Source organism: Microbacterium sp. NPDC079176 (assembly GCF_040686675.1).
Taxonomy (GTDB): Bacteria; Actinomycetota; Actinomycetes; order Actinomycetales; family Microbacteriaceae; genus Microbacterium.
Genome location: NZ_JBFBLM010000003.1, coordinates 362121 through 380600, shown reverse-complemented (window position 1 = coordinate 380600; position 18480 = coordinate 362121). Strand labels below are relative to the sequence as shown.

General features: G+C 68.7%; 21 protein-coding genes. 13 read left to right on the top strand and 8 right to left on the bottom strand.

Annotation, left to right across the window (positions count from 1 at the left end; all coding sequences use genetic code 11):
• Positions 1 to 38 precede the first annotated feature (38 nt).
• A complete protein-coding gene (locus tag AB0P11_RS09240) occupies positions 39 to 740 on the bottom strand; it encodes a metal-dependent transcriptional regulator (RefSeq protein WP_053097237.1) in 702 nt (233 codons plus the stop codon).
• 99 nt (positions 741 to 839) lie between these two features.
• Between AB0P11_RS09240 and serC the strand changes: the two genes are divergently transcribed.
• Positions 840 to 1952 carry a phosphoserine transaminase gene (gene serC, locus AB0P11_RS09235; protein ID WP_056279913.1) on the top strand — a complete coding sequence of 371 codons (1113 nt, stop codon included), beginning with the start codon at positions 840 to 842 and terminating at the stop codon, positions 1950 to 1952.
• Positions 1953 to 2021: 69 nt separating this feature from the next.
• On the opposite strand, the gene AB0P11_RS09230 is transcribed toward serC, so the two are convergent.
• Together AB0P11_RS09230 and AB0P11_RS09225 are read right to left on the bottom strand one after the other, a co-directional pair.
• Positions 2022 to 2711 (bottom strand): DUF3027 domain-containing protein, encoded by a 690-nt coding sequence (locus tag AB0P11_RS09230; RefSeq protein WP_363521413.1) that lies wholly within the window; start codon positions 2709 to 2711, stop codon positions 2022 to 2024.
• Positions 2695 to 3075 carry a cold shock domain-containing protein gene (locus AB0P11_RS09225; protein ID WP_053097241.1) on the bottom strand — a complete coding sequence of 127 codons (381 nt, stop codon included), beginning with the start codon at positions 3073 to 3075 and terminating at the stop codon, positions 2695 to 2697. Before AB0P11_RS09225 ends, AB0P11_RS09230 begins: the two co-directional genes overlap by 17 nt.
• A 139-nt stretch (positions 3076 to 3214) precedes the next feature.
• Between AB0P11_RS09225 and AB0P11_RS09220 the strand changes: the two genes are divergently transcribed.
• The 6 genes from AB0P11_RS09220 to AB0P11_RS09195 all read left to right on the top strand — a co-directional run bounded on the left by AB0P11_RS09220 (position 3215) and on the right by AB0P11_RS09195 (position 9818).
• Positions 3215 to 3490, top strand: a complete 276-nt coding sequence (locus AB0P11_RS09220) for a hypothetical protein (RefSeq protein ID WP_053097244.1) — start codon at positions 3215 to 3217, stop codon at positions 3488 to 3490.
• Between the two features lie 10 nt (positions 3491 to 3500).
• Positions 3501 to 5210 carry a helicase-associated domain-containing protein gene (locus AB0P11_RS09215; RefSeq protein ID WP_363521409.1) on the top strand — a complete coding sequence of 570 codons (1710 nt, stop codon included), beginning with the start codon at positions 3501 to 3503 and terminating at the stop codon, positions 5208 to 5210.
• Positions 5211 to 5221: 11 nt separating this feature from the next.
• Positions 5222 to 6862: a DNA repair helicase XPB gene (locus tag AB0P11_RS09210; RefSeq protein ID WP_056279908.1), complete on the top strand. Its 1641-nt coding sequence runs from the start codon at positions 5222 to 5224 to the stop codon at positions 6860 to 6862.
• Positions 6863 to 6964: 102 nt separating this feature from the next.
• Entirely contained in the window at positions 6965 to 7651 is a 687-nt protein-coding gene (locus tag AB0P11_RS09205) for a response regulator transcription factor (protein WP_053097249.1), read from the top strand.
• Between the two features lie 56 nt (positions 7652 to 7707).
• Positions 7708 to 9405, top strand: a complete 1698-nt coding sequence (locus tag AB0P11_RS09200) for a HAMP domain-containing sensor histidine kinase (protein WP_072591604.1) — start codon at positions 7708 to 7710, stop codon at positions 9403 to 9405.
• A gap of 125 nt (positions 9406 to 9530) precedes the next feature.
• Entirely contained in the window at positions 9531 to 9818 is a 288-nt protein-coding gene (locus AB0P11_RS09195) for a WXG100 family type VII secretion target (RefSeq protein ID WP_056279906.1), read from the top strand.
• Between the two features lie 75 nt (positions 9819 to 9893).
• Here the strand turns inward: AB0P11_RS09195 and groL are convergent, their stop codons facing one another.
• The 4 genes from groL to AB0P11_RS09175 all read right to left on the bottom strand — a co-directional run bounded on the left by groL (position 9894) and on the right by AB0P11_RS09175 (position 13543).
• Complete coding sequence (gene groL / locus AB0P11_RS09190) at positions 9894 to 11513, bottom strand: chaperonin GroEL (protein WP_053097253.1); 1620 nt, start codon at positions 11511 to 11513, stop codon at positions 9894 to 9896.
• A 122-nt stretch (positions 11514 to 11635) separates the two neighbouring features.
• The gene (locus AB0P11_RS09185) at positions 11636 to 12214 is read right to left on the bottom strand and encodes a LytR C-terminal domain-containing protein (RefSeq protein WP_230100374.1); all 579 of its coding nucleotides are present in this window, start codon (positions 12212 to 12214) and stop codon (positions 11636 to 11638) included.
• A gap of 69 nt (positions 12215 to 12283) precedes the next feature.
• On the bottom strand, positions 12284 to 12541 hold the full coding sequence (locus AB0P11_RS09180; protein WP_053097256.1) for a DUF3263 domain-containing protein: 258 nt from the start codon (positions 12539 to 12541) through the stop codon (positions 12284 to 12286).
• A 9-nt stretch (positions 12542 to 12550) separates the two neighbouring features.
• Positions 12551 to 13543 (bottom strand): DUF2332 domain-containing protein, encoded by a 993-nt coding sequence (locus tag AB0P11_RS09175; RefSeq protein ID WP_053097259.1) that lies wholly within the window; start codon positions 13541 to 13543, stop codon positions 12551 to 12553.
• A 69-nt stretch (positions 13544 to 13612) separates the two neighbouring features.
• On the opposite strand from AB0P11_RS09175, the gene msrB reads away from it, so the two are divergent.
• On the top strand, positions 13613 to 14017 hold the full coding sequence (gene msrB, locus AB0P11_RS09170; RefSeq protein WP_363521401.1) for a peptide-methionine (R)-S-oxide reductase MsrB: 405 nt from the start codon (positions 13613 to 13615) through the stop codon (positions 14015 to 14017).
• Complete coding sequence (locus AB0P11_RS09165; protein ID WP_053097263.1) at positions 14014 to 14562, top strand: nitroreductase family protein; 549 nt, start codon at positions 14014 to 14016, stop codon at positions 14560 to 14562. The genes msrB and AB0P11_RS09165 overlap by 4 nt, the downstream gene beginning before the upstream one ends.
• A 5-nt stretch (positions 14563 to 14567) precedes the next feature.
• Here AB0P11_RS09165 and AB0P11_RS09160 read toward each other — a convergent pair whose 3' ends face one another.
• Positions 14568 to 15509 carry a DMT family transporter gene (locus tag AB0P11_RS09160; protein WP_056279900.1) on the bottom strand — a complete coding sequence of 314 codons (942 nt, stop codon included), beginning with the start codon at positions 15507 to 15509 and terminating at the stop codon, positions 14568 to 14570.
• Between the two features lie 75 nt (positions 15510 to 15584).
• On the opposite strand from AB0P11_RS09160, the gene AB0P11_RS09155 reads away from it, so the two are divergent.
• From AB0P11_RS09155 to AB0P11_RS09140, 4 genes are all read left to right on the top strand, one after another.
• Positions 15585 to 16238 (top strand): SOS response-associated peptidase family protein, encoded by a 654-nt coding sequence (locus AB0P11_RS09155; RefSeq protein ID WP_056279898.1) that lies wholly within the window; start codon positions 15585 to 15587, stop codon positions 16236 to 16238.
• A gap of 4 nt (positions 16239 to 16242) precedes the next feature.
• Positions 16243 to 16626, top strand: a complete 384-nt coding sequence (locus AB0P11_RS09150) for an MmcQ/YjbR family DNA-binding protein (RefSeq protein ID WP_285364164.1) — start codon at positions 16243 to 16245, stop codon at positions 16624 to 16626.
• 103 nt (positions 16627 to 16729) lie between these two features.
• The gene (locus AB0P11_RS09145) at positions 16730 to 17641 is read left to right on the top strand and encodes an ATP-binding cassette domain-containing protein (RefSeq protein ID WP_053097271.1); all 912 of its coding nucleotides are present in this window, start codon (positions 16730 to 16732) and stop codon (positions 17639 to 17641) included.
• A complete protein-coding gene (locus AB0P11_RS09140) occupies positions 17638 to 18447 on the top strand; it encodes an ABC transporter permease (RefSeq protein WP_363521395.1) in 810 nt (269 codons plus the stop codon). The genes AB0P11_RS09145 and AB0P11_RS09140 overlap by 4 nt, the downstream gene beginning before the upstream one ends.
• Positions 18448 to 18480 lie beyond the last annotated feature (33 nt).

Here is an 18480-nt window from a genome sequence, read left to right as displayed (position 1 = left end):
CGGAATCACGCGGATGTCGGGCCCTTCGGCCTCGAAGTTCAGGCGGGCTCGCCGACCAGGAAGATGTGCGAGGCGAGTTCGACGGGGAGCTCCAGACCGTCTTCCTTGCCCTCCATCTGGATAAGCACGTAGCCCTCGTTGAAGCGATAGTCGCCCTTCGCACCGGGAACCACGCCTGCGTCTCGCAGCTGCTCGAGCAGCTCCGGGTCGACCTGAGCGGGCTCGGCGAGACGGCGGACGGTGCCATCGATCGGAGCGCCGGCGGCGTTCAGCTTCTGCACGAGCCCGATGACGCCCTCGTCGAACGTGCGCGCAGGCGCGTCGCCGAGCTGGTCGAGGCCCGGGATCGGGTTGCCGTACGGGGACTCCGTGGGGTGGCCGAGCAGCTCGACGAGACGACGCTCGACCTGCTCGCTCATCACGTGCTCCCAGCGGCACGCCTCTTCGTGGACGAACGCCCAGTCGAGGCCGATCACGTCGGAGAGGAGGCGCTCGGCGAGGCGGTGCTTGCGCATGACGTTGACCGCCTTGCGACGACCGGCGTCGGTGAGTTCGAGGGTGCGGTCTTCGGAGACGACGACGAGGCCGTCACGCTCCATGCGCCCGACCGTCTGCGAGACCGTCGGACCCGAGTGGCCGAGCCGCTCGGAGATACGCGCACGCAGCGGCACGATGTTCTCCTCCTCGAGTTCGAGGATGGTGCGGAGGTACATCTCCGTGGTGTCGATCAAGTCCGTCATGTGGCCCTCCGGGTCTTCTTAGGCAAGCCTACATTCCCGCGCGGACATCAGGGCGTCATGCGGTGAAGGCCCCGGGGGCCCACGCCGTAGAATCAACGCATGGCGATCGAGATTCCCCGTGACCTCCTGCCCGCTGACGGCCGCTTCGGCTGCGGTCCCTCGAAGGTGCGCACCGAGCAGCTCGATGCGCTGCTCGCCGCAGGTCCGACGTTGCTCGGCACCTCGCACCGACAGGCACCCGTCAAGAACCTGGTGGGCAGCGTCCGCGAGCAGCTCGCAGCACTCTTCCGCCTTCCCGAGGGATACGAGATCATCGTCGGCAACGGCGGCTCGACGGCGTTCTGGGACGCCGCCGCCTTCGGCCTGATCGAGCGCCGCAGCCAGAATCTGGTGTTCGGGGAGTTCGGCGGCAAGTTCGCCGCCGCCGCTGCCGCACCGTGGCTCGAGGCGCCGGATGTGCGCAAGTCCGAGCCGGGCTCGCGCACCGCTGCAGAGGTCGTCGACGGCATCGACGTCTACGCCTGGCCGCACAACGAGACGTCGACCGGCGTCTCGGCACCGATCGAGCGCGTGGTCGCCGACGGCGCTCTGACCGTCATCGACGCGACCAGCGCGGCCGGTGGCATCGACTTCGACGCCTCTCAGGCGGACGTCTACTACTTCGCGCCGCAGAAGAACCTCGGCTCCGACGGGGGCCTGTGGTTCGCCGCGGTGTCGCCCGCCGCCGTCGACCGCATCGAGCGCATCGCCGCTTCGGGTCGGTACATCCCGGAGTTCCTCAGCTTGAAGAACGCCGTCGACAACTCGCGACTTAACCAGACGCTGAACACTCCCGCGCTGACGACGCTGCACCTGCTCGACAGCCAGCTCAGCTGGATCCTGTCGAACGGCGGCCTCGCCTGGGCCGGCGCCCGCACGGCGGAGTCGTCCGGCATCCTCTACGACTGGGCGGCGGCATCCGAGGTGGCGACCCCGTTCGTCACGGACGCGGCGCACCGGTCACCGGTCGTCGTGACCATCGACTTCGACGACAGCGTCGATGCGGCGGCGGTCGCCAAGACCCTGCGCTCCAACGGCATCGTCGACACCGAGCCGTACCGCAAGCTCGGTCGCAACCAGCTGCGCGTCGCGACCTTCGTCTCGATCGAACCGGACGACATCCGACAGCTCACCCGCTCTCTCGACTACGTCCTCGGGCAGCAGGGCGCCTGACACCCACCGACGAAGACGAAAGGGGCCGCGTGCGAACGCGGCCCCTTTTCTCATTCGTCCCGTGGACGATCATTCCTCGTCGTCGGAGTCCTCGGAGTCGTCGGAGTCGTCGGAGTCGTCATCCTCGTCGTCGGAGTCGTCATCCTCGTCGGAGACGTCGTCCTCGTCGTCATCCGACTCGTCCTCGTCGTCGTCGTCCGCGGCGGCGGAGTCGTCGAGCTCGTCGATGTCGACTCCGTCGAGGTCACCGGCGTGCAGCTCTCGCGGCTCCGCGGCCAGTTCGTCCTCATCGATGTCGTCATCGTCGTCGTCGTCGAGTTCATCGTCGTCATCGTCGTCGAGGTCATCGCCGTCGAGATCGTCATCGGAGTCGTCGTCCTCGACCGATGCGGCATCCTCGTCGTCCGCGGCGGCCGCGGCCGCCTGCTCCGCGAGCTCCACCTGGTGGGCGCGGTACTCGGCGAGGCGTTCGGCCCACGGCACCCATTCGGGTGCGAGCAGGGCGCCGTCGCCCGGCAGCAGCTCGAGTTCGAGCACCGTCGGCTCCTCGTCATCGACGCGAGCGACCGTGACGGTCCAGAACCAGCCGGGGTATCCGGGGAGTCGGTTCTCGAAGCGCAGCGAGACCGAGCCGTCCTCCTCGGGGAGATAGTCGGCTGCGGGTCCGACGGTCGACGCCGGAGTGATCTCGTGCAGGGCGGCGAGCGCGAGATCGTGAGCGTCGATCAGACGCTGGTCCGCCTCAGGCTTCGAGGTCATCGGCTACCTTGCGCAGAACTGCCGCGATCTTGCGGCCTTGTGCAGACGAGGGGTAGCGGCCGCGACGCAGGTCGCCGCCCATTCCGTCGAGGAGCTTCACGAGATCCTCGACGATGATCGCCATGTCGTCCGCGGGCTTGCGCTTCGCCTTCGCGAGGCTCGGCGGCGCTTCGAGCACCCGGACGGACAGCGCCTGCAGGCCGCGCTTGCCGTCGGCGACACCGAACTCCACGCGTGCACCCGCCTTCACAGCGGCGCCGGCCGGCAGAGCGGAGGCGTGCAGGAAGACGTCCTGGCCGTCATCGGCGGCGATGAAGCCGAAACCCTTGTCTTCGTCGTAGAACCTGACCTTGCCGGTGGGCATGGAAGAAACCTCGCTGAGTCGGTGTGGAGCTGGATGGGACGCACGTGTGCGGCCACCCCCAGCCTACCGGTCGCCGGGCACGGAATCCGTAGGTCACGATGCGGAACCGTGCCACCCCGCAACGACTAGGCTGAGACGGATGAGCACCAAGAGTCCCGAACCTGAGGTTCCCGTTCGCCGCATCGATCGCATTCTGGCGTTCACGGCACTCGGACTCGCTGCGGCGTCCATCATCTGCTTCTTCGCGATCATCATCGGCACAGCGGTCGGCATGCAGCAGGAGGACTTCGGTTCAGGCGCATGGCCGTTCATCGCCGCGATCCCCTACTGGGGGCTCCCCGCCGCCTTCGTCATGATCATCGTGCTCCTCGCCATGAGCTTCATCCGCAAGGGGCGCGCGGCATCGCGGCCCTGAGGTATCCGGCATGAGCACGCACGCCCGACCGCTGGCCGAATGGCTGTCCGCGGCGAGCGACGAGCAGCTCAGCACCCTCTTCACGGCACGGCGCGTGCGCCCGGACGTCAACTGGCAGGACTTCTTCGACGCCGCCGAAGCGCTTCTCGATCCCGCGTCGCTCGCTCGGGTCCTCCCCACCCTGACGCGCGACGAGGCCGCAGCCCTTCTCGCGTTCGCAGCGAGTCCCGCGTCGGAACACTCCGCGCAGCGCGAGACCCTCGAAAGCCTCGCGCTGCTGCGCCCGGACGGGGCGCCCTTCCCGCCGGTGGTCACCGCCGTCGCAGATCGTGCGGAGCCGAGCGCGCCCAGCGACACCGTGCCGGAGCCCACGACCGGCACCGAGACGGCCCACGCTGCCGAGCGCGCCTTCACCACCGTCTCGGCCCTGGCCGATCTGCTCCTACTCGCCCGCGAGAAGCCCTTCACCCTGCTGGCCGGCGGCAACGTCAGCGCCGGCGAGAAGCGACAGCTCGGCGAGTCGGGCGTCGTGGCCGAATCGATCGACGCGCTGATCGCCATCGCCGTCGACTCGCGCCTCGTCGCACCGGACGCCCGCAGACTGCGCACGACGCCACAGACCGAGGAATGGCTGCGATCGTCCGTGGCCGATCGGTGGAGCACCCTGGTCGAAGGCTTCCGCGACGCTCTCCCCCGCGGTCTGCGCACCACGGAGGGCGGGTGGATCCCCCCGAGCGACTGGGCCGACGCTCACCCCTGGGACCCTGCCTGGGCAGAGCAGAGCACGGCTCTGCTGGAGCGCGCCCGTCTGCTCGGGCTCATCGCCGACGAGGGCCGTGAGCCCGCATGGGCGGCGGCGATCCGGCGCGGCGCGAGCGTCGACGCCACTCCCCTCACGGCACTCCTCCCGAGCGAGGTCGATCGCATCTTCCTCCAGAACGATCTGAGCGCGATCTCCCCCGGCCCGCTGGCCCCCGGTCTGGACGTGCGGCTGCGCACGATCGCCGCGCGCGAGTCCGCCGCTCAGGCCTCCACCTATCGGTTCGCTCCCGAATCGATCGCCCACGCACTCGTCGCCGGCGAGACCGAGCAGTCGATCCTCGAGTTCCTCGAGTCGCTCTCGCTCACCGGCATCCCCCAGCCGCTCCGGTATCTCGTCACCCAGACCGCCCAACGGCACGGCCTGGTGCGGGTGTCGACAGACGCCGAGACCGGGCGAACGCGCATCGAGAGCAGCGACCAGCATCTGATCGAGGCCATGTCCGTCGACCAGGGGCTGCGGCCGCTCGCCCTCACGAAGCACGTCGCCTCGCTCGAGACCCGCGTCGGGCGCGACACCGTGTACTGGGCGCTCACGGATGCCCGCTACCCGGCGACGCTCGTCGACGAAGACGGACACGCGGTGGCCGGCGAACGGAACCCGGTCTCCGAGGCGACGCCCGACCCGGCGCCGGACTACTCGGGCCTCATCGCCGCGCTGCGCTCGCACCAGGGTGCCGACGCCGACGCGGCCTGGCTCGACCGCGAGCTCGAGGCCGCCGTGCGCGCGAAGGCCGTGCTGCGGGTCAGCGTGGGCATGCCGGACGGATCGACCAGGGAGCTGATCCTCGAGGCGACCGGGCTGGGCGGAGGCCGGCTGCGCGGGCGCGACCGGGCGGCAGACGTCGAGCGCACGCTTCCGGTGTCGAGCATCCGCGCCGCCACCGTGATCGCACAGTAAACTGGACAGCTATGTCTGATGGCCCCCTGATCGTCCAGAGCGATCGCACCGTGCTGCTCGAAGTCGCCCACGCCGATGCCGAGAGCGCCCGCCACGAGCTGGCGATCTTCGCGGAGCTCGAACGCGCGCCGGAGCACATCCACACCTACCGGATCACGCGGCTCGGCCTGTGGAACGCCCGCGCCGCCGGGCACACCGCCGAGGACATGCTCGACACGCTGGACCGCTGGTCCCGGTTCCCCGTGCCCCCGTCGGTGGCCGTCGACCTGCGCGAGACCGTGAACCGCTATGGGCGCCTCGTCATCGAACGCGACGACGAGGGCACCCTGATCCTGCGTTCGACCGACCCCGCCGTGCTCGCACAGGTGGCGAACAACAAGCGCATCCAGCCGCTGCTGATCGGCCACCCGGCGCCCGACACGTTCGTCGTCGATGCCTGGGCGCGCGGTCAGATCAAGCAGGAGCTCCTGAAGATCGGCTGGCCTGCAGAAGACCTCGCCGGTTATACCCCCGGCACCCCGCACGAGATCGAACTGGCAGAGGACGGATGGGCGATTCGCCCCTACCAGCAGGATGCCGTCGACGCCTTCTCGAAGGACGGCTCGGGCGTCGTCGTCCTCCCCTGCGGCGCCGGCAAGACGATCGTCGGCGCCGGCGCGATGGCCGCGACGAAGACCACGACCCTCATCCTCGTCACCAACACGGTCTCGGCTCGGCAGTGGCGCGACGAACTGCTCAAGCGCACGAGCCTCACGCCCGAGGAGATCGGCGAGTACTCGGGGCAGGCCAAAGAGGTCAAGCCGGTGACGATCGCGACCTACCAGATCCTCACGGCCAAGAGGAAGGGCGAGTACGCCCACCTCGCCCTGCTGGATGCTCTCGACTGGGGCCTCATCGTCTACGACGAGGTTCACCTGCTCCCCGCACCGGTGTTCAAGCTGACCGCCGACCTCCAGGCGCGTCGCCGGATCGGCCTCACCGCCACGCTGGTCCGCGAGGACGGACGCGAGGGAGACGTGTTCAGCCTGATCGGGCCCAAGCGGTTCGACGCCCCGTGGAAGCAGATCGAGGCGCAGGGTTTCATCTCCCCCGCCGTCTGCTACGAAGTTCGGGTCGACCTCCCGCCGGACGACCGGCTCGAATACGCCGCCGCGACCGACGACGAGCGCTACCGCCTCGCCGCCTCCGCCCCGGCGAAGATCGACGCCGTGCGCGAGCTCATCGCGAAGCACAAGGACGAGCGGATCCTCGTGATCGGTCAGTACCTCGACCAGCTGGACTCCCTGTCGCAGTCGTTGAACGCGCCGCAGATCACCGGCGCGACGCCCATCGACGAGCGTGAGGAGCTCTACCGCGCGTTCCGCGAGGGCGAGATCTCGCTGCTCGTGGTGTCGAAGGTCGCGAACTTCTCGATCGACCTCCCCGAGGCGTCCGTCGCCATTCAGGTGTCGGGTTCGTTCGGTTCCCGCCAGGAGGAGGCTCAGCGCCTCGGCAGGCTCCTGCGCCCCAAGCAGTCGGGCCGCACGGCGAGCTTCTACACGCTCGTCGCACGCGACACGATCGACCAGGACTACGCCCAGAATCGCCAGCGGTTCCTCGCCGAGCAGGGGTACAGCTACACGATCATGGATGCCGACGCGATCGCGGCCTGACCGTCTTCACTCCCTCGGGAACAGCGCCGCTACGCGGAGGGCGAAAGCGCCGCTCCGAAGGATAGTCAGCATCCGCATGGCCGAAGTCACCATAATGGGGACATGACTGATGCGCGCATCCTGGTCGTCGACGACGAACCCAACATCCGCGACCTGCTCTCGACGGGTCTCAGCTTCGCCGGGTTCCAGGTGAAGACCGTCGCCAACGGCGCCGCCACGATCTCGGCGGTGCTCGAGGAGGAGCCGGACCTCATCATCCTCGACGTGATGCTTCCGGACATGAACGGCTTCAGCGTGACCAAGCGTCTTCGCGGCGCCGGGTTCACTGCGCCGATCCTGTTCCTCACGGCGAAGGACGGCACGGACGACAAGATCGAGGGGCTCAACGCCGGCGGCGACGACTACGTCACCAAGCCGTTCAGCCTCGACGAGATCGTCGCCCGCGCTCAGGCCATCCTGCGCCGCACGATGCAGGCCGACGAGGAGTCGATCATCCGGGCCGGCGAGCTGTCGATGGATCAGGACACCCACGACGTGCAGGTGGGCAAGGAGTCGATCGAGCTGAGCCCGACCGAGTTCAAGCTGCTGCGCTATCTGATGCTGAACCCGAATCGCGTGCTGTCGAAGGCCCAGATCCTCGACCACGTGTGGGAGTACGACTTCAACGGCGATGCCGGCATCGTCGAGAGCTACATCTCGTACCTCCGCCGCAAGATCGACCCGCACACCGAGGAGTCGGTGATCCAGACGAAGCGCGGCTTCGGATACATGCTCAAGGTCGGCAAGTAGTCCGGCACACCGCCGCACGCTGACGCCGCACAGCATCCGTCTCCAGGGAGGTCCGCATGGCGCACAAGCCTGACGCGATCACCCGGTGGTGGCGGTCGATCAGCCTGCGCGCCAAGGTGACGGGTGTCACGGTCGCAGTGCTCGCACTGGGTCTTCTCGCCGCGGGCATCGGCACCGTGCCGATCCTGCGCAACTCGCTCATCAGCAACATCGATGCGCAGCTTCCGGCCCTGGTGTCGGCGGATCTCGCGAGCCGCTACTTCGAGGTGACGGTCGAGGACGGCGAGACCGTCTACACCCCCACCGACTCGCCGCGAGACTTCTTCGTCGCGATCTACGACGCCGAGGGCGTGCTGCAGACGACCACCGGGAACTCCGCCAACGGACAGCCGCTCTTCCCCGCGACCTATTCGCCTCTCGACGTGCAGGCGAACGAGGACACGCCGTTCACGATGGAGGGGACCGAAGGGTCGAGCTTCCGCGCCGCTGTCGCGCGGGTGCCCGGAGAGGGCGACGGATCGCTGCGTATCCAGATCGTCGCGATGCCGCTCGAGTACGCGGATCGCATCATCAGCCAGTACTTCGGCATCTACATCACGGTCGCGTTCGTCACGATCTTCCTGGCCGCTCTGCTGACCCGCGGTCTGGTGACGCTGACATTCCGTCGGCTCGGGCAGGTCGAGTCGACCGCCATGTCGATCGCCGCCGGCGATTTCACCCAGCGTCTCACCGATCTCGAGCCCACGACCGAGGTCGGCCGCCTGAACAGCGCGATCAACACGATGCTCGACCGCGTCGACGCGTCGCTCGCGCAGCGAGATCGCACCGTGCAGCACATGCGGCGCTTCATCGGAGATGCCAGCCACGAGCTGCGCACTCCCCTGGTGAGCGTGCGTGGATACGCCGAGCTCTACCGCATGGGCGCGATCAAGGGCGAGGAAGACACCGCACGCGCGATGGAGCGGATCGAGAAGGAGGCGATCCGCATGGGCGTCCTGGTCGAGGACCTTCTCGCTCTTGCGCGCCTCGACGAGGAGCGGGAGCCCGAGATCGAAGCCCTCGATCTTCGACCGATCGCGCGGGACGCCGCTCTCGACCTGCGCGCGGCGGCTCCGGCGCGCACCGTGACCGTGGTCGATCGCACCGTCGAGGCTCCGCTGATCGATGTCACCACGCGCTCCACACCGGTCGTTCCCTCCGCTCCGGAGACGCCAGCACCCCGTGGGCTCTCACGCGGAACGCTCGCGCGCCTGCGCCGTCGCCCCCGGAACTCCGGTGCAGCCGTGCCGGCGATCGACTTCACCGAAGCGGCGGACATCCCCGTGCGCACGCCGCCGATCGTGCTCGGCGAGGAGAACAAGGTCCGCCAGGTCGTCACGAACCTGCTGGGCAATGCGCGACGCTTCTCGGCGGAGGAGAGTCCGATCGAGATCGTGGTCGACGCAGATCGTGTGCGAGGCACGGGGAGCATAGCCATCGTCGATCATGGTGAGGGGATCCCGCCGCAGATCCGCGAGCAGATCTTCGAGCGCTTCTGGCGCGCCGACACCTCGCGCGCTCGCGAGACGGGAGGGTCGGGCCTGGGTCTCGCGATCGTCTCGTCCATCGTGAAGGCGCTGCACGGAAGCGTCGCGGTGTCGGAGACGCCCGGCGGCGGAGCGACGTTCACCGTCACCCTCCCCCTCGCACCTTCACGCGCGACACCTGCGCATCTTCTCGAGGACACCCAGCCGATCGAGCCGCTCGACATCTGACGGCTCCTGCTGCACGGAGAATCCTCCGCGCAGGTTCTCCACAACGGCTGCGGGCGATCGCGCCGCATCGGCATCCGGCAGTCGCCCCTCCCCTACCGTCGGAGAACCGAACGAGAGGAGTTCCCATGTCCGTCATCACCGTCGACACCGAAGCAGTAGGTGCCGCCCAAGGAGCCGCACTGGCCACGATGGAGCGTCTGCAGACCGAGTCTGCGACGCTCATGTCCCAGCTGACGCAGCTGCAGGCATCGTGGGTCGGCACCGCCTCAGCCGCGTTCCAGTCATGCGCTGAAGAGTGGCGAGGAGCCCAGCTGCACGTCGAGCAGGTGCTCGAGTCCATCGGGCACTCGCTGGGCAGTGCGGCGACGCAGTACGCGGATGCCGATCAGTACTCGGCGAGCCTGTTCCGCTGACTCACGGGTTCGACCGCCCGCGAACGCAGAAACGCCCCGACCGAGGTCGGGGCGTTTCTGTTCAGCAGTGATGGATCAGAAGTCCATGCCACCAGACGGGTCACCCATCGGGGCCGGAGCCTTCTCGGGCTTGTCAGCCACGACGACCTCGGTGGTGAGGAAGAGAGCCGCGATCGATGCTGCGTTCTGCAGCGCCGAGCGGGTCACCTTCGCCGGGTCGATGATGCCCGCTGCGAACATGTCGACGTACTCACCGGTAGCCGCGTTGAGGCCCTGACCCGAGGGAAGCTCGGAGACCTTGTTCGCGACCACACCCGGCTCGAGGCCGGCGTTCAGGGCGATCTGCTTCAGCGGAGCCTCGATCGCGACGCGAACGATGTTCGCACCGGTCGCCTCGTCGCCCGAGAGCGAGAGAGCGTCGAGAGCCTTGGTGCCGGACTGGATCAGCGCGACGCCACCACCGGGGACGATGCCCTCCTCGACGGCTGCCTTCGCGTTGCGGACGGCGTCCTCGATGCGGTGCTTGCGCTCCTTGAGCTCGACCTCGGTTGCCGCGCCCGCCTTGATGACGGCGACGCCACCTGCAAGCTTGGCGAGGCGCTCCTGCAGCTTCTCGCGGTCGTAGTCGCTGTCGGTGTTCTCGATCTCGCGACGGATCTGCGTGACGCGACCCTCGATCTGGTCTGCCTCTCCGGCACCCTCGACGATCGTGGTCTCGTCCTTGGTGACGATGACCTTGCGAGCGCGACCCAGCAGGTCGAGCGTGGCGTTCTCGAGCTTCAGGCCGACCTCTTCGGTGATGACCTGACCACCGGTGAGGATCGCGATGTCCTGCAGCTGCGCCTTGCGGCGGTCGCCGAAGCCGGGTGCCTTGACGGCGACCGACTTGAAGATGCCCTTGAGCTTGTTGAGCACGAGAGTCGCGAGAGCCTCGCCCTCGACGTCCTCGGCGATGATGACGAGCTCCTTGCCGTCCTGGATCACCTTGTCGACGATGGGCAGAAGGTCCTTGATGTTCGAGATCTTCTGGTTCGCGATGAGGATGTAGGCGTCTTCGAAGACAGCCTCCTGGCGCTCCGGGTCCGTCACGAAGTACGGGTTCAGGTAGCCCTTGTCGAACCGCATGCCCTCGGTGAGCTCGAGCTCGGTGCCGAAGGTCTGCGACTCCTCGACGGTGACGACGCCCTCCTTGCCGACCTTGTCGATCGCCTCGGCGATGAGCTCGCCGATGGCGGGGTCAGCAGCCGAGATCGAAGCGGTCGCAGCGATCTGCTCCTTGGAGTCGATCTCCTTCGCGCTGGCGAGGAGCTCCTCGGTGATGGCCGCGACGGCCTTCTCGATGCCGCGCTTCAGCGAGATCGGGTCTGCGCCGGCTGCGACGTTGCGCAGACCCTCGCGGACCAGAGCCTGGGCGAGCACCGTGGCGGTGGTGGTTCCGTCACCGGCGACGTCGTCGGTCTTCTTGGCGACCTCCTTGACGAGCTCCGCACCGATCTTCTCGTACGGGTCGTCGAGCTCGATCTCCTTGGCGATGGAGACGCCGTCGTTCGTGATCGTGGGGGCGCCCCACTTCTTCTCCAGCACGACGTTGCGACCGCGCGGGCCGAGCGTCACCTTGACGGCGTCGGCGAGAATGTTGAGGCCGCGCTCGAGGCCGCGGCGGGCCTCCTCATCGAAAGCGATGATCTTTGCCATGAGTTTTGTCGTCCCTCCTGGACGTAGACGTTGGGTTTAGCACTCAGAGTGAGAGAGTGCTAACGCCATTCTGGCACTCGACCCCATCGAGTGCAAGCTGCGGGGAGGGACCGCGCGGCGCTCTACGGGGCAGGGGTGTCTGCGGGAGTCTCGGGAGCGGTGGTCGCGCGATCGAGTCCGATGACCACCGTGAGCTGCTTCGCGCCGGTGTCGTTCAGATCGGTGTAGAAATCGCTCTGCTCCACCTGCGCTCCGCCGATGAGGTTCGCGAGGCCGATGGCCGCGAGCTCGTCCTCGTCGGCGACGTAGTAAACCGTCGTCGTCGAGAAGTCCTGGCTCGCACTGTCGGTCGCGAACACGACGTCCGCTGCCCAGCCGTTGTTGATCAGGACGTCGCGCATCTGCTCGTCGAGCCCCTCGTCCGGGGATGCGTTGAGGATCATCACCGAGTAGGTGACGTCGACGACTCCGGTCTCGACGGGTGCAGGACTGGCCGTGGGGACGGCCTCCGGGAAGAGGCTGATACGCCCCATCACCACCAGCGAGCCGAAGATGCCGCCGATGATGAGCACCAGAGCGGCCACGAAAGACCAGAGGAGCACGACCCAGCCGTTCATCCCCGGGGCTTCGGCGCGATGCGCTCCGACGCGTCCGGATGATCGGGGGACGTCGTCGAATCGATCTCGGCTGGGCTTTGACACCCCTCGATGCTAACGGCACCGACCTCTGTATCCGCATCGAGCGCCGTCGGCGCGTGGCGGACGCGCGAGTCAGCCGACGAAACCGGGCGTGCGAGCGGCTCTCTGGAATGATCTCGAGTCGCGGATGCGCCGCAGCCGACGCACCAGCATCGGGTCGTACTCGAGGGCGGCCTCCGACTCGATCAGACGTCCGAGGAGCTGGTAGTAGCGCGCGGCGCTCATACCCAGCTGGGCGCGGATGGTCTCCTCTTTCGCGCCGCCGTGGCGCGGCCACGCGGTCTCCAGCGCGAGGATCGCACGATCGCGCTCGCTCAGCTCTCCCAGCATGAGATCAGATTAGGTCGCCGCCCCGCCGATTCCGGCACGCCACTCCCACCATCGCCCGAGTGGGTCGGCGGCTGCGCGCACCTGCCCGTCGAGCGCCACGACGAAACCGGGCCACTCCGCGGCGACGACGGGCGGATCCCAGGCGTCGAGGAGCGCGGGAGGGTCGATGGTCAGCCAGCGCGCGCCGAGTCCGCGGATGCGGTCGACGAGGGCTTCACGGGCCTCCCGGGGAATGTGCACCAGCACGCCGGGAGTCGTGACGACGAGGGCGGCGTCGCGGGGCGCCTCGGCGGCGAGCTCGTCGATCTGCTCGAGCGCGTCGCCTGCGACGAGGTGGGGAGGGGCGGATGCCGCGATGTCGAGCGCCGCCGACACCCGTTGCTCGCGCCCCTCCTCCCCCGGCCACACCAGACCCAGCAGCCAGCGCCGGTCACGCTCGTCTCGCGCGTCGAGCGGCGCGAGGTCGATGCCGGCTCGCCACACCACATCGGGCATCCGCATCGGCGGAAGGGCTCCGTCGACACGGCTCTCGAGGATCACGGTGGAGGGGCCGTCCGCGGGGTCGAGCGACGCGCGCAGCCGCCCGTCCGCGCCCACGAAGCGATACGAGTACCTGTCCGGATAGAGGCACAGTCCTGCGGAGGCTCCGACCTCGAGCAGCGCGATCGGGCCGTCGATCTCCGACAGCGCGGGCAGAAGCGGCGCGAGACGCAGAGGTTCGTTCGTCTGCAGGCGCCGGCCGCTGCACTCGGCCACGATCTCATCGGCGCGCGCGATCACGAACGACCGCCAGGCGCCGTAGCCGACGAGGCCGGCGCCCAGCATCCGTGTCACCGCGAACACGAGCGGGGGCTGCCGTCTGTTCTCCGGAATCCGCGCGAGCACGCCCTGGACCTCGGAGTCGGCGGCGACACCGTCGGCCCACTCGACATACAGGTCGCTGCGCCCCGGCGCCTCCTGCTCGGCGAAACGCGCGTAGCGCTGCTGCACGGCATCCGTCATGGATCCATTGTCTCGTGGCGCCGAGCGCCTCTGAACGCGAGAGAATGGATCAGACCCCCAGGAGGACCGATGTCGTACAGCGTGGACAAGACCGAAGAAGAGTGGCGCGAGGAGCTCGGCGAGGAGCAGTACGCCGTGCTGCGCGAAGCCGCCACCGAGCGCGCCTGGACGGGCGAGCTTCTCGACGAGGGCCGAGCGGGCCTCTACACCTGCGGCGCCTGCGGTGCCGAGCTGTTCAAGAGCGGCACGAAGTTCGACTCCGGATGCGGCTGGCCGAGCTTCTACGAGTCGATCCGCCCCGACGCGGTGCAGCTCACCGAGGACACGACGCTCGGCATGGTGCGCACCGAGGTGCGCTGCGCGAACTGCGGCTCTCACCTGGGCCACGTCTTCCCCGACGGATTCGGCACGCCCACCGGCGACCGCTACTGCATGAACTCGATCGCCCTGAACTTCACACCCGAAGAGTCGTGAACGCCCTCGAGGCGGTCCGCGCACGGCAGTCCTGGTCGAAGGTGACCGACGACGCGCCGTCGCGCGATGAGCTGCTGACGCTCGTCGCCGCAGCGGGTCGTGTGGCCGATCATTCGTCGCTGCGCCCGTGGCGTCTCATCGAGCTCCGCGGGTCCGACCGCGAGGTGCTCGGCGCAGCGATCGCGAAGGCGGAGGGTGACAAGTCCCCGTCGACCAAGCCTCTTCGCGCTCCGCTGCTGATCGCCGTGGTCGCCAGCTATCGCAAGAGCGACAAGGTTCCCCGGTGGGAGCAGGAGGCGGTCGCGTCAGGCGTCGCCCACATGCTCAGCCTGCTGCTCGACGAGGCCGGCTGGGGTGTGCTGTGGCGCACCGGTCGGTACACGCGCTCGAAGGCCATCGCGAAGGCTCACGGCATCGGCAAGAACGAAGAGCTGCTCGGCTGGCTGTATGTCGGCGGCAAGCCGCAGGGCAAGAAGCCGGGACGCCGCAAGCCGGTCGACGCCCGGGCACTCGTGACGCGGATGCCGCAGCCGAAGAAGAAGTAGGGCGCTCAGCTGCGTCGGCGACGCGGGAGTGCGACGACCACGGATGCCACGGCGACGATCACCATGCCGACGATCTGCCAGAGCGCCGGCCCCGCGGCCGCGGGCCAGATGAGGTCGATGATCACCGACGTGGCGAGCTGACCGAGCACCGAGCCGAGGCCCATCAGCAGCACGCCGGTATGCGCGACGATGAAGGCGCCGAGCAGGATGTACGCCGCGCCGAGGAATCCTCCGAGGTACAGCCACGGCTCGGTCGGCAGCGCATCGGGCACTCCTCGCACGGCGATGCTGATGCCCGCGGCGGCCAGCAGCGCGACGGTGCCGGCGATGAAGCTCATGAAGGTGGCCGCGAGGGGCGACCTCACGCGCTGAGCCAGCCTGCCGTTGGTCGCCGCCTGCCAGGCGATGCCGACACCCGCGGCGAACGGCAGCAGCAGCATCCAGAGCGGGGCGGTGGCCAGCACGTCCCCGCTCAGGGAGATGCCCACTGCGGCGAGCGCGAACGCGCCGCCCAGCACGCGTCCCGGCGTGATCGCGACCACTCCCGCCGGGCCGAACCCGATCCTGTCGAGGACGAGGCCGTGCAGCGTCTGTCCCGCCACCACGCCGACCGTGAACAGCGAGACGCCGAGCACGCCGGCGGTGATCCCCTGGGTCGATACGGTGAGTGCGCCGCAGGCGCCGCCGAGCAGCATCCAGAACGGGATGGTCCGATCGCGGATGCCGCCGCGCAGTCGTCCGACGCCTCGACGAGCCGAGGGAAGGCAGACGATCACGATCGCCAGGGCCGCGAGTCCCACGGAGAACGAGATGAGACCGGCCGCGATGCCGTTGTCGATCTCGACGCCCAGCACCCCGTTGATCCGCGCCTGGACAGCCGTCATGACGCCGATCGCGACCGCTCCGCCGAGCGCGAGGGGCGGGGAGAGACGACGAACCTGGGTCACCCGTCGACCCTAGCCGAGCGAGGATCCTCCTCCCGCAGCGTGCACGATGTCCGTGGCCGGGCGTACCCTGACGGCATGTGCGCGAGCTACGGACTTGACCCCCGGTTCACCGACACCGAACTCCTCGCAGCGGCCGACGAGGCCGTGCTCGACGGGCTCCGGGAGTGGGCTGAGCAGAATGCCCGCGAGACCGTTCGCCCCACCGGCAAGAACCTCCGCAATCTCAATCCGATCGTGGTCCAGCCCGACACCGCTCCGACGCTCGAGCCGGCGTGGTGGGGATTCCTCATCAACGGGGAGCCGTCGAAGTTCCCGTCGATCAACACCCGCTCCGAGCGGCTGCAGGAGCGCCCCGGCGGATTGAAGAGTCGCGCGCTCGTCCCTGCGACCAGCTGGTACGAGATGAAGAAGCCCGAGCGCGTGTGGCACGAGTTCCTCGTCGACGAGGGGGCCCTCTTCGGGATGGCGGCGGTCACCCAGAGAGGTCGCACCGCCGACGGCGAGTCCTTCACCTGCTACTCGATCGTGATGCGCCCCGCTCCTCCGCACCTCGCGGACGTGCACGACCGGATGCCGCTGCTGATCCCCGCGTCCCTGAGTGAGGAGTGGCTCACCGCCGAGCCCACGAAGGACATCATCGACGAGGCGCTGCTCGCCGCTGCGACGCTCGACGAGCGCGTGCACGCCGCGCCGCGCGCGAGCGACAAGGGCGCGGATCGGCTGTTCTGAGCTCATGGATTCGACGGATCTCGTCGCCACCGCGGCGGAGCGTGCAGAGGAGCTGCCGGGCGCGGCGCGGGAGAACCCGTTCGGTCCCGAGTGGGACGTGTACAAGGTGCGCGGACGCGTGTTCCTGCTGATCCCTCTCGACCAGACCGGGAGGGTCACGCTCAAGTCGCATCCCGACGACTCGGTCGCATTGCGCGAGACCTTCGCCGACATCGTCCCGGGGTACCACATGAACAAGAAGCACTGGATCACCCTGATGCCGGGGCCGTCACTCGACGAGGAACTCGTGTCCGAGCTGGTCACGGAGTCGTACCGTCTGGTGGTCGAGAAGCTCCCACGCGCCCAGCGGCCCGTGGATCCCGACCTGTTCGGGCGCCCCTCGTCCTGACGATTCCGCACCGGCCATCCACCGTGAGGATGACCCGCTGCCTCCGGGGAACGGTACCCAGGGAGGACGCGCGGGCTGCGGCGCCGTCGATAGCGTCGTAGACATGATCACAGCAGAAGGCCTCACGAAGAGATTCGGAGACAAGACAGCCGTCCAGGACGTGTCGTTCACGGTCAAGCCGGGCACGGTCACCGGGTTCCTCGGTCCGAACGGCGCGGGAAAATCCACCACGATGCGCATGATCGTCGGCCTCGACCGGCCGACGTCCGGCATCGCGACCGTCGCCGGCCGGGAGTACCGGAAGCTTCGCGCCCCGCTCACCGAGGTGGGGGTGCTTCTCGACGCGAAGGCGGTGCACACCGGCCGCACCGCTCGCAATCATCTGCGTGCGATGGCGGCGACCCACGGCATCCCCGCGTCGCGCGTCGACGAGGTCATCGACCTGGCGGGCATCGCGCCCGTCGCCCGCAAGCGCGCCGGGAAGTTCTCGCTCGGCATGGGGCAGCGGCTCGGAATCGCCTCGGCCCTGCTCGGGGATCCGCACACGCTGATCCTCGATGAGCCTGTCAACGGCCTCGACCCCGAGGGGGTGCGATGGGTGCGCCAGTTCGTGCGCCACGCGGCGTCCGAGGGACGCACGGTCCTGCTGTCCAGCCACCTGATGAGCGAGATGGCGCAGACCGCCGATCACGTGATCGTGATGGGCCGAGGCAGAGTGCTCGCCGACGCTCCGCTCGAAGAACTCGTCCGCGCCTGGACGACGAACACCGTGCGCGTCCGCACGCCCCGCGCTGCGGATCTGGCCACAGCGGTCGGCGGCCCGTCGGTCGAGATCGTGAGCTCGGCTCCCGATCTTCTCGACATCGTCGGCCTGCCGGCCTCCCGCATCGGCGACCTCGCCGCTCGCCACGGCATCCCCCTGCACGAGCTCACCCCGACCACCGGGTCGCTCGAAGACGCCTATCTGGCGCTCACCGGCGACTCGGTCGAGTACCGCACGAAGGAGATCTCATGACCGTCCAGGCTCCTGCCCGCACGCGCCAGCACGTCGACACCGGACACCGCCTCACGTTCGTCCGCGCGATCCGCGGCGAGTGGATCAAGCTCTCCACGCTTCGCTCCACCTGGTGGTCCATCGGCATCGCCGCAGTGCTCACCGTCGGCATCGCGGTGCTCATCGCTCAGGCGATCGACCTGCCGGGCTTCGACCCCATTCAGGCCGTGGTCATGCCGATCCAGTTCACGATGCTGCTCGCGGGCATCCTCGGTGCGATCTCCGTGACGGGTGAGTACTCGACCGGAATGATCCGCTCGACGCTGGCAGCCAACCCAAAGCGCGGCTCCGTGCTCGCCGCCAAGGCCGTCGTGATCGCGGTCTTCCTGTTCGTGTCGTCTCTGGTGATCTTCTCAGCCGCAGCTGTCGCCGTCTCCGCGGTCGTCGCGTCGCGCGATCAGAGCATCGACTGGTCCGATCCGGCGGCATCGCTCCTTCCGATCGTCGTGTCGTCGCTTGCCATGTCCGTCTTCGCTCTCATCGGCGTCGCATTCGGCTTCATCCTGCGCTCGGGCGCCGGAGCCATCGCCGCTACCGTCGGCCTGCTGTTCGTCCTGCCGATCGTCGCGAGCTTCTTCACGATCGCCGGCGACGCGTGGACGTGGCTCCTCGAGACCGCGAACTACCTGCCGGTCGCCGCCGCTCAGAGTGCGATCCTTCCCGAGGGAGCCGCCCTCGAGGGCCCGGTCGCGTATCTCACGCTGGCCGGCTGGGTGGCTGCGGGCATACTCGCCGCGTGGGGCGTGCTCCGCACCCGCGACGCGTGACCGAGAGCCGACCGATGACCGATCCGCGTAGAG

Coding starts and splice junctions, on each gene's coding strand:
- AB0P11_RS09240 (WP_053097237.1), bottom strand. CDS start 740: ATGACGGACTTGATCGACACCACGGAGATGTACCTCCGCACCATCCTC.
- serC (WP_056279913.1), top strand. CDS start 840: ATGGCGATCGAGATTCCCCGTGACCTCCTGCCCGCTGACGGCCGCTTC.
- AB0P11_RS09230 (WP_363521413.1), bottom strand. CDS start 2,711: ATGACCTCGAAGCCTGAGGCGGACCAGCGTCTGATCGACGCTCACGAT.
- AB0P11_RS09225 (WP_053097241.1), bottom strand. CDS start 3,075: ATGCCCACCGGCAAGGTCAGGTTCTACGACGAAGACAAGGGTTTCGGC.
- AB0P11_RS09220 (WP_053097244.1), top strand. CDS start 3,215: ATGAGCACCAAGAGTCCCGAACCTGAGGTTCCCGTTCGCCGCATCGAT.
- AB0P11_RS09215 (WP_363521409.1), top strand. CDS start 3,501: ATGAGCACGCACGCCCGACCGCTGGCCGAATGGCTGTCCGCGGCGAGC.
- AB0P11_RS09210 (WP_056279908.1), top strand. CDS start 5,222: ATGTCTGATGGCCCCCTGATCGTCCAGAGCGATCGCACCGTGCTGCTC.
- AB0P11_RS09205 (WP_053097249.1), top strand. CDS start 6,965: ATGACTGATGCGCGCATCCTGGTCGTCGACGACGAACCCAACATCCGC.
- AB0P11_RS09200 (WP_072591604.1), top strand. CDS start 7,708: ATGGCGCACAAGCCTGACGCGATCACCCGGTGGTGGCGGTCGATCAGC.
- AB0P11_RS09195 (WP_056279906.1), top strand. CDS start 9,531: ATGTCCGTCATCACCGTCGACACCGAAGCAGTAGGTGCCGCCCAAGGA.
- groL (WP_053097253.1), bottom strand. CDS start 11,513: ATGGCAAAGATCATCGCTTTCGATGAGGAGGCCCGCCGCGGCCTCGAG.
- AB0P11_RS09180 (WP_053097256.1), bottom strand. CDS start 12,541: ATGCTGGGAGAGCTGAGCGAGCGCGATCGTGCGATCCTCGCGCTGGAG.
- AB0P11_RS09175 (WP_053097259.1), bottom strand. CDS start 13,543: ATGACGGATGCCGTGCAGCAGCGCTACGCGCGTTTCGCCGAGCAGGAG.
- msrB (WP_363521401.1), top strand. CDS start 13,613: ATGTCGTACAGCGTGGACAAGACCGAAGAAGAGTGGCGCGAGGAGCTC.
- AB0P11_RS09155 (WP_056279898.1), top strand. CDS start 15,585: ATGTGCGCGAGCTACGGACTTGACCCCCGGTTCACCGACACCGAACTC.
- AB0P11_RS09150 (WP_285364164.1), top strand. CDS start 16,243: ATGGATTCGACGGATCTCGTCGCCACCGCGGCGGAGCGTGCAGAGGAG.
- AB0P11_RS09145 (WP_053097271.1), top strand. CDS start 16,730: ATGATCACAGCAGAAGGCCTCACGAAGAGATTCGGAGACAAGACAGCC.
- AB0P11_RS09140 (WP_363521395.1), top strand. CDS start 17,638: ATGACCGTCCAGGCTCCTGCCCGCACGCGCCAGCACGTCGACACCGGA.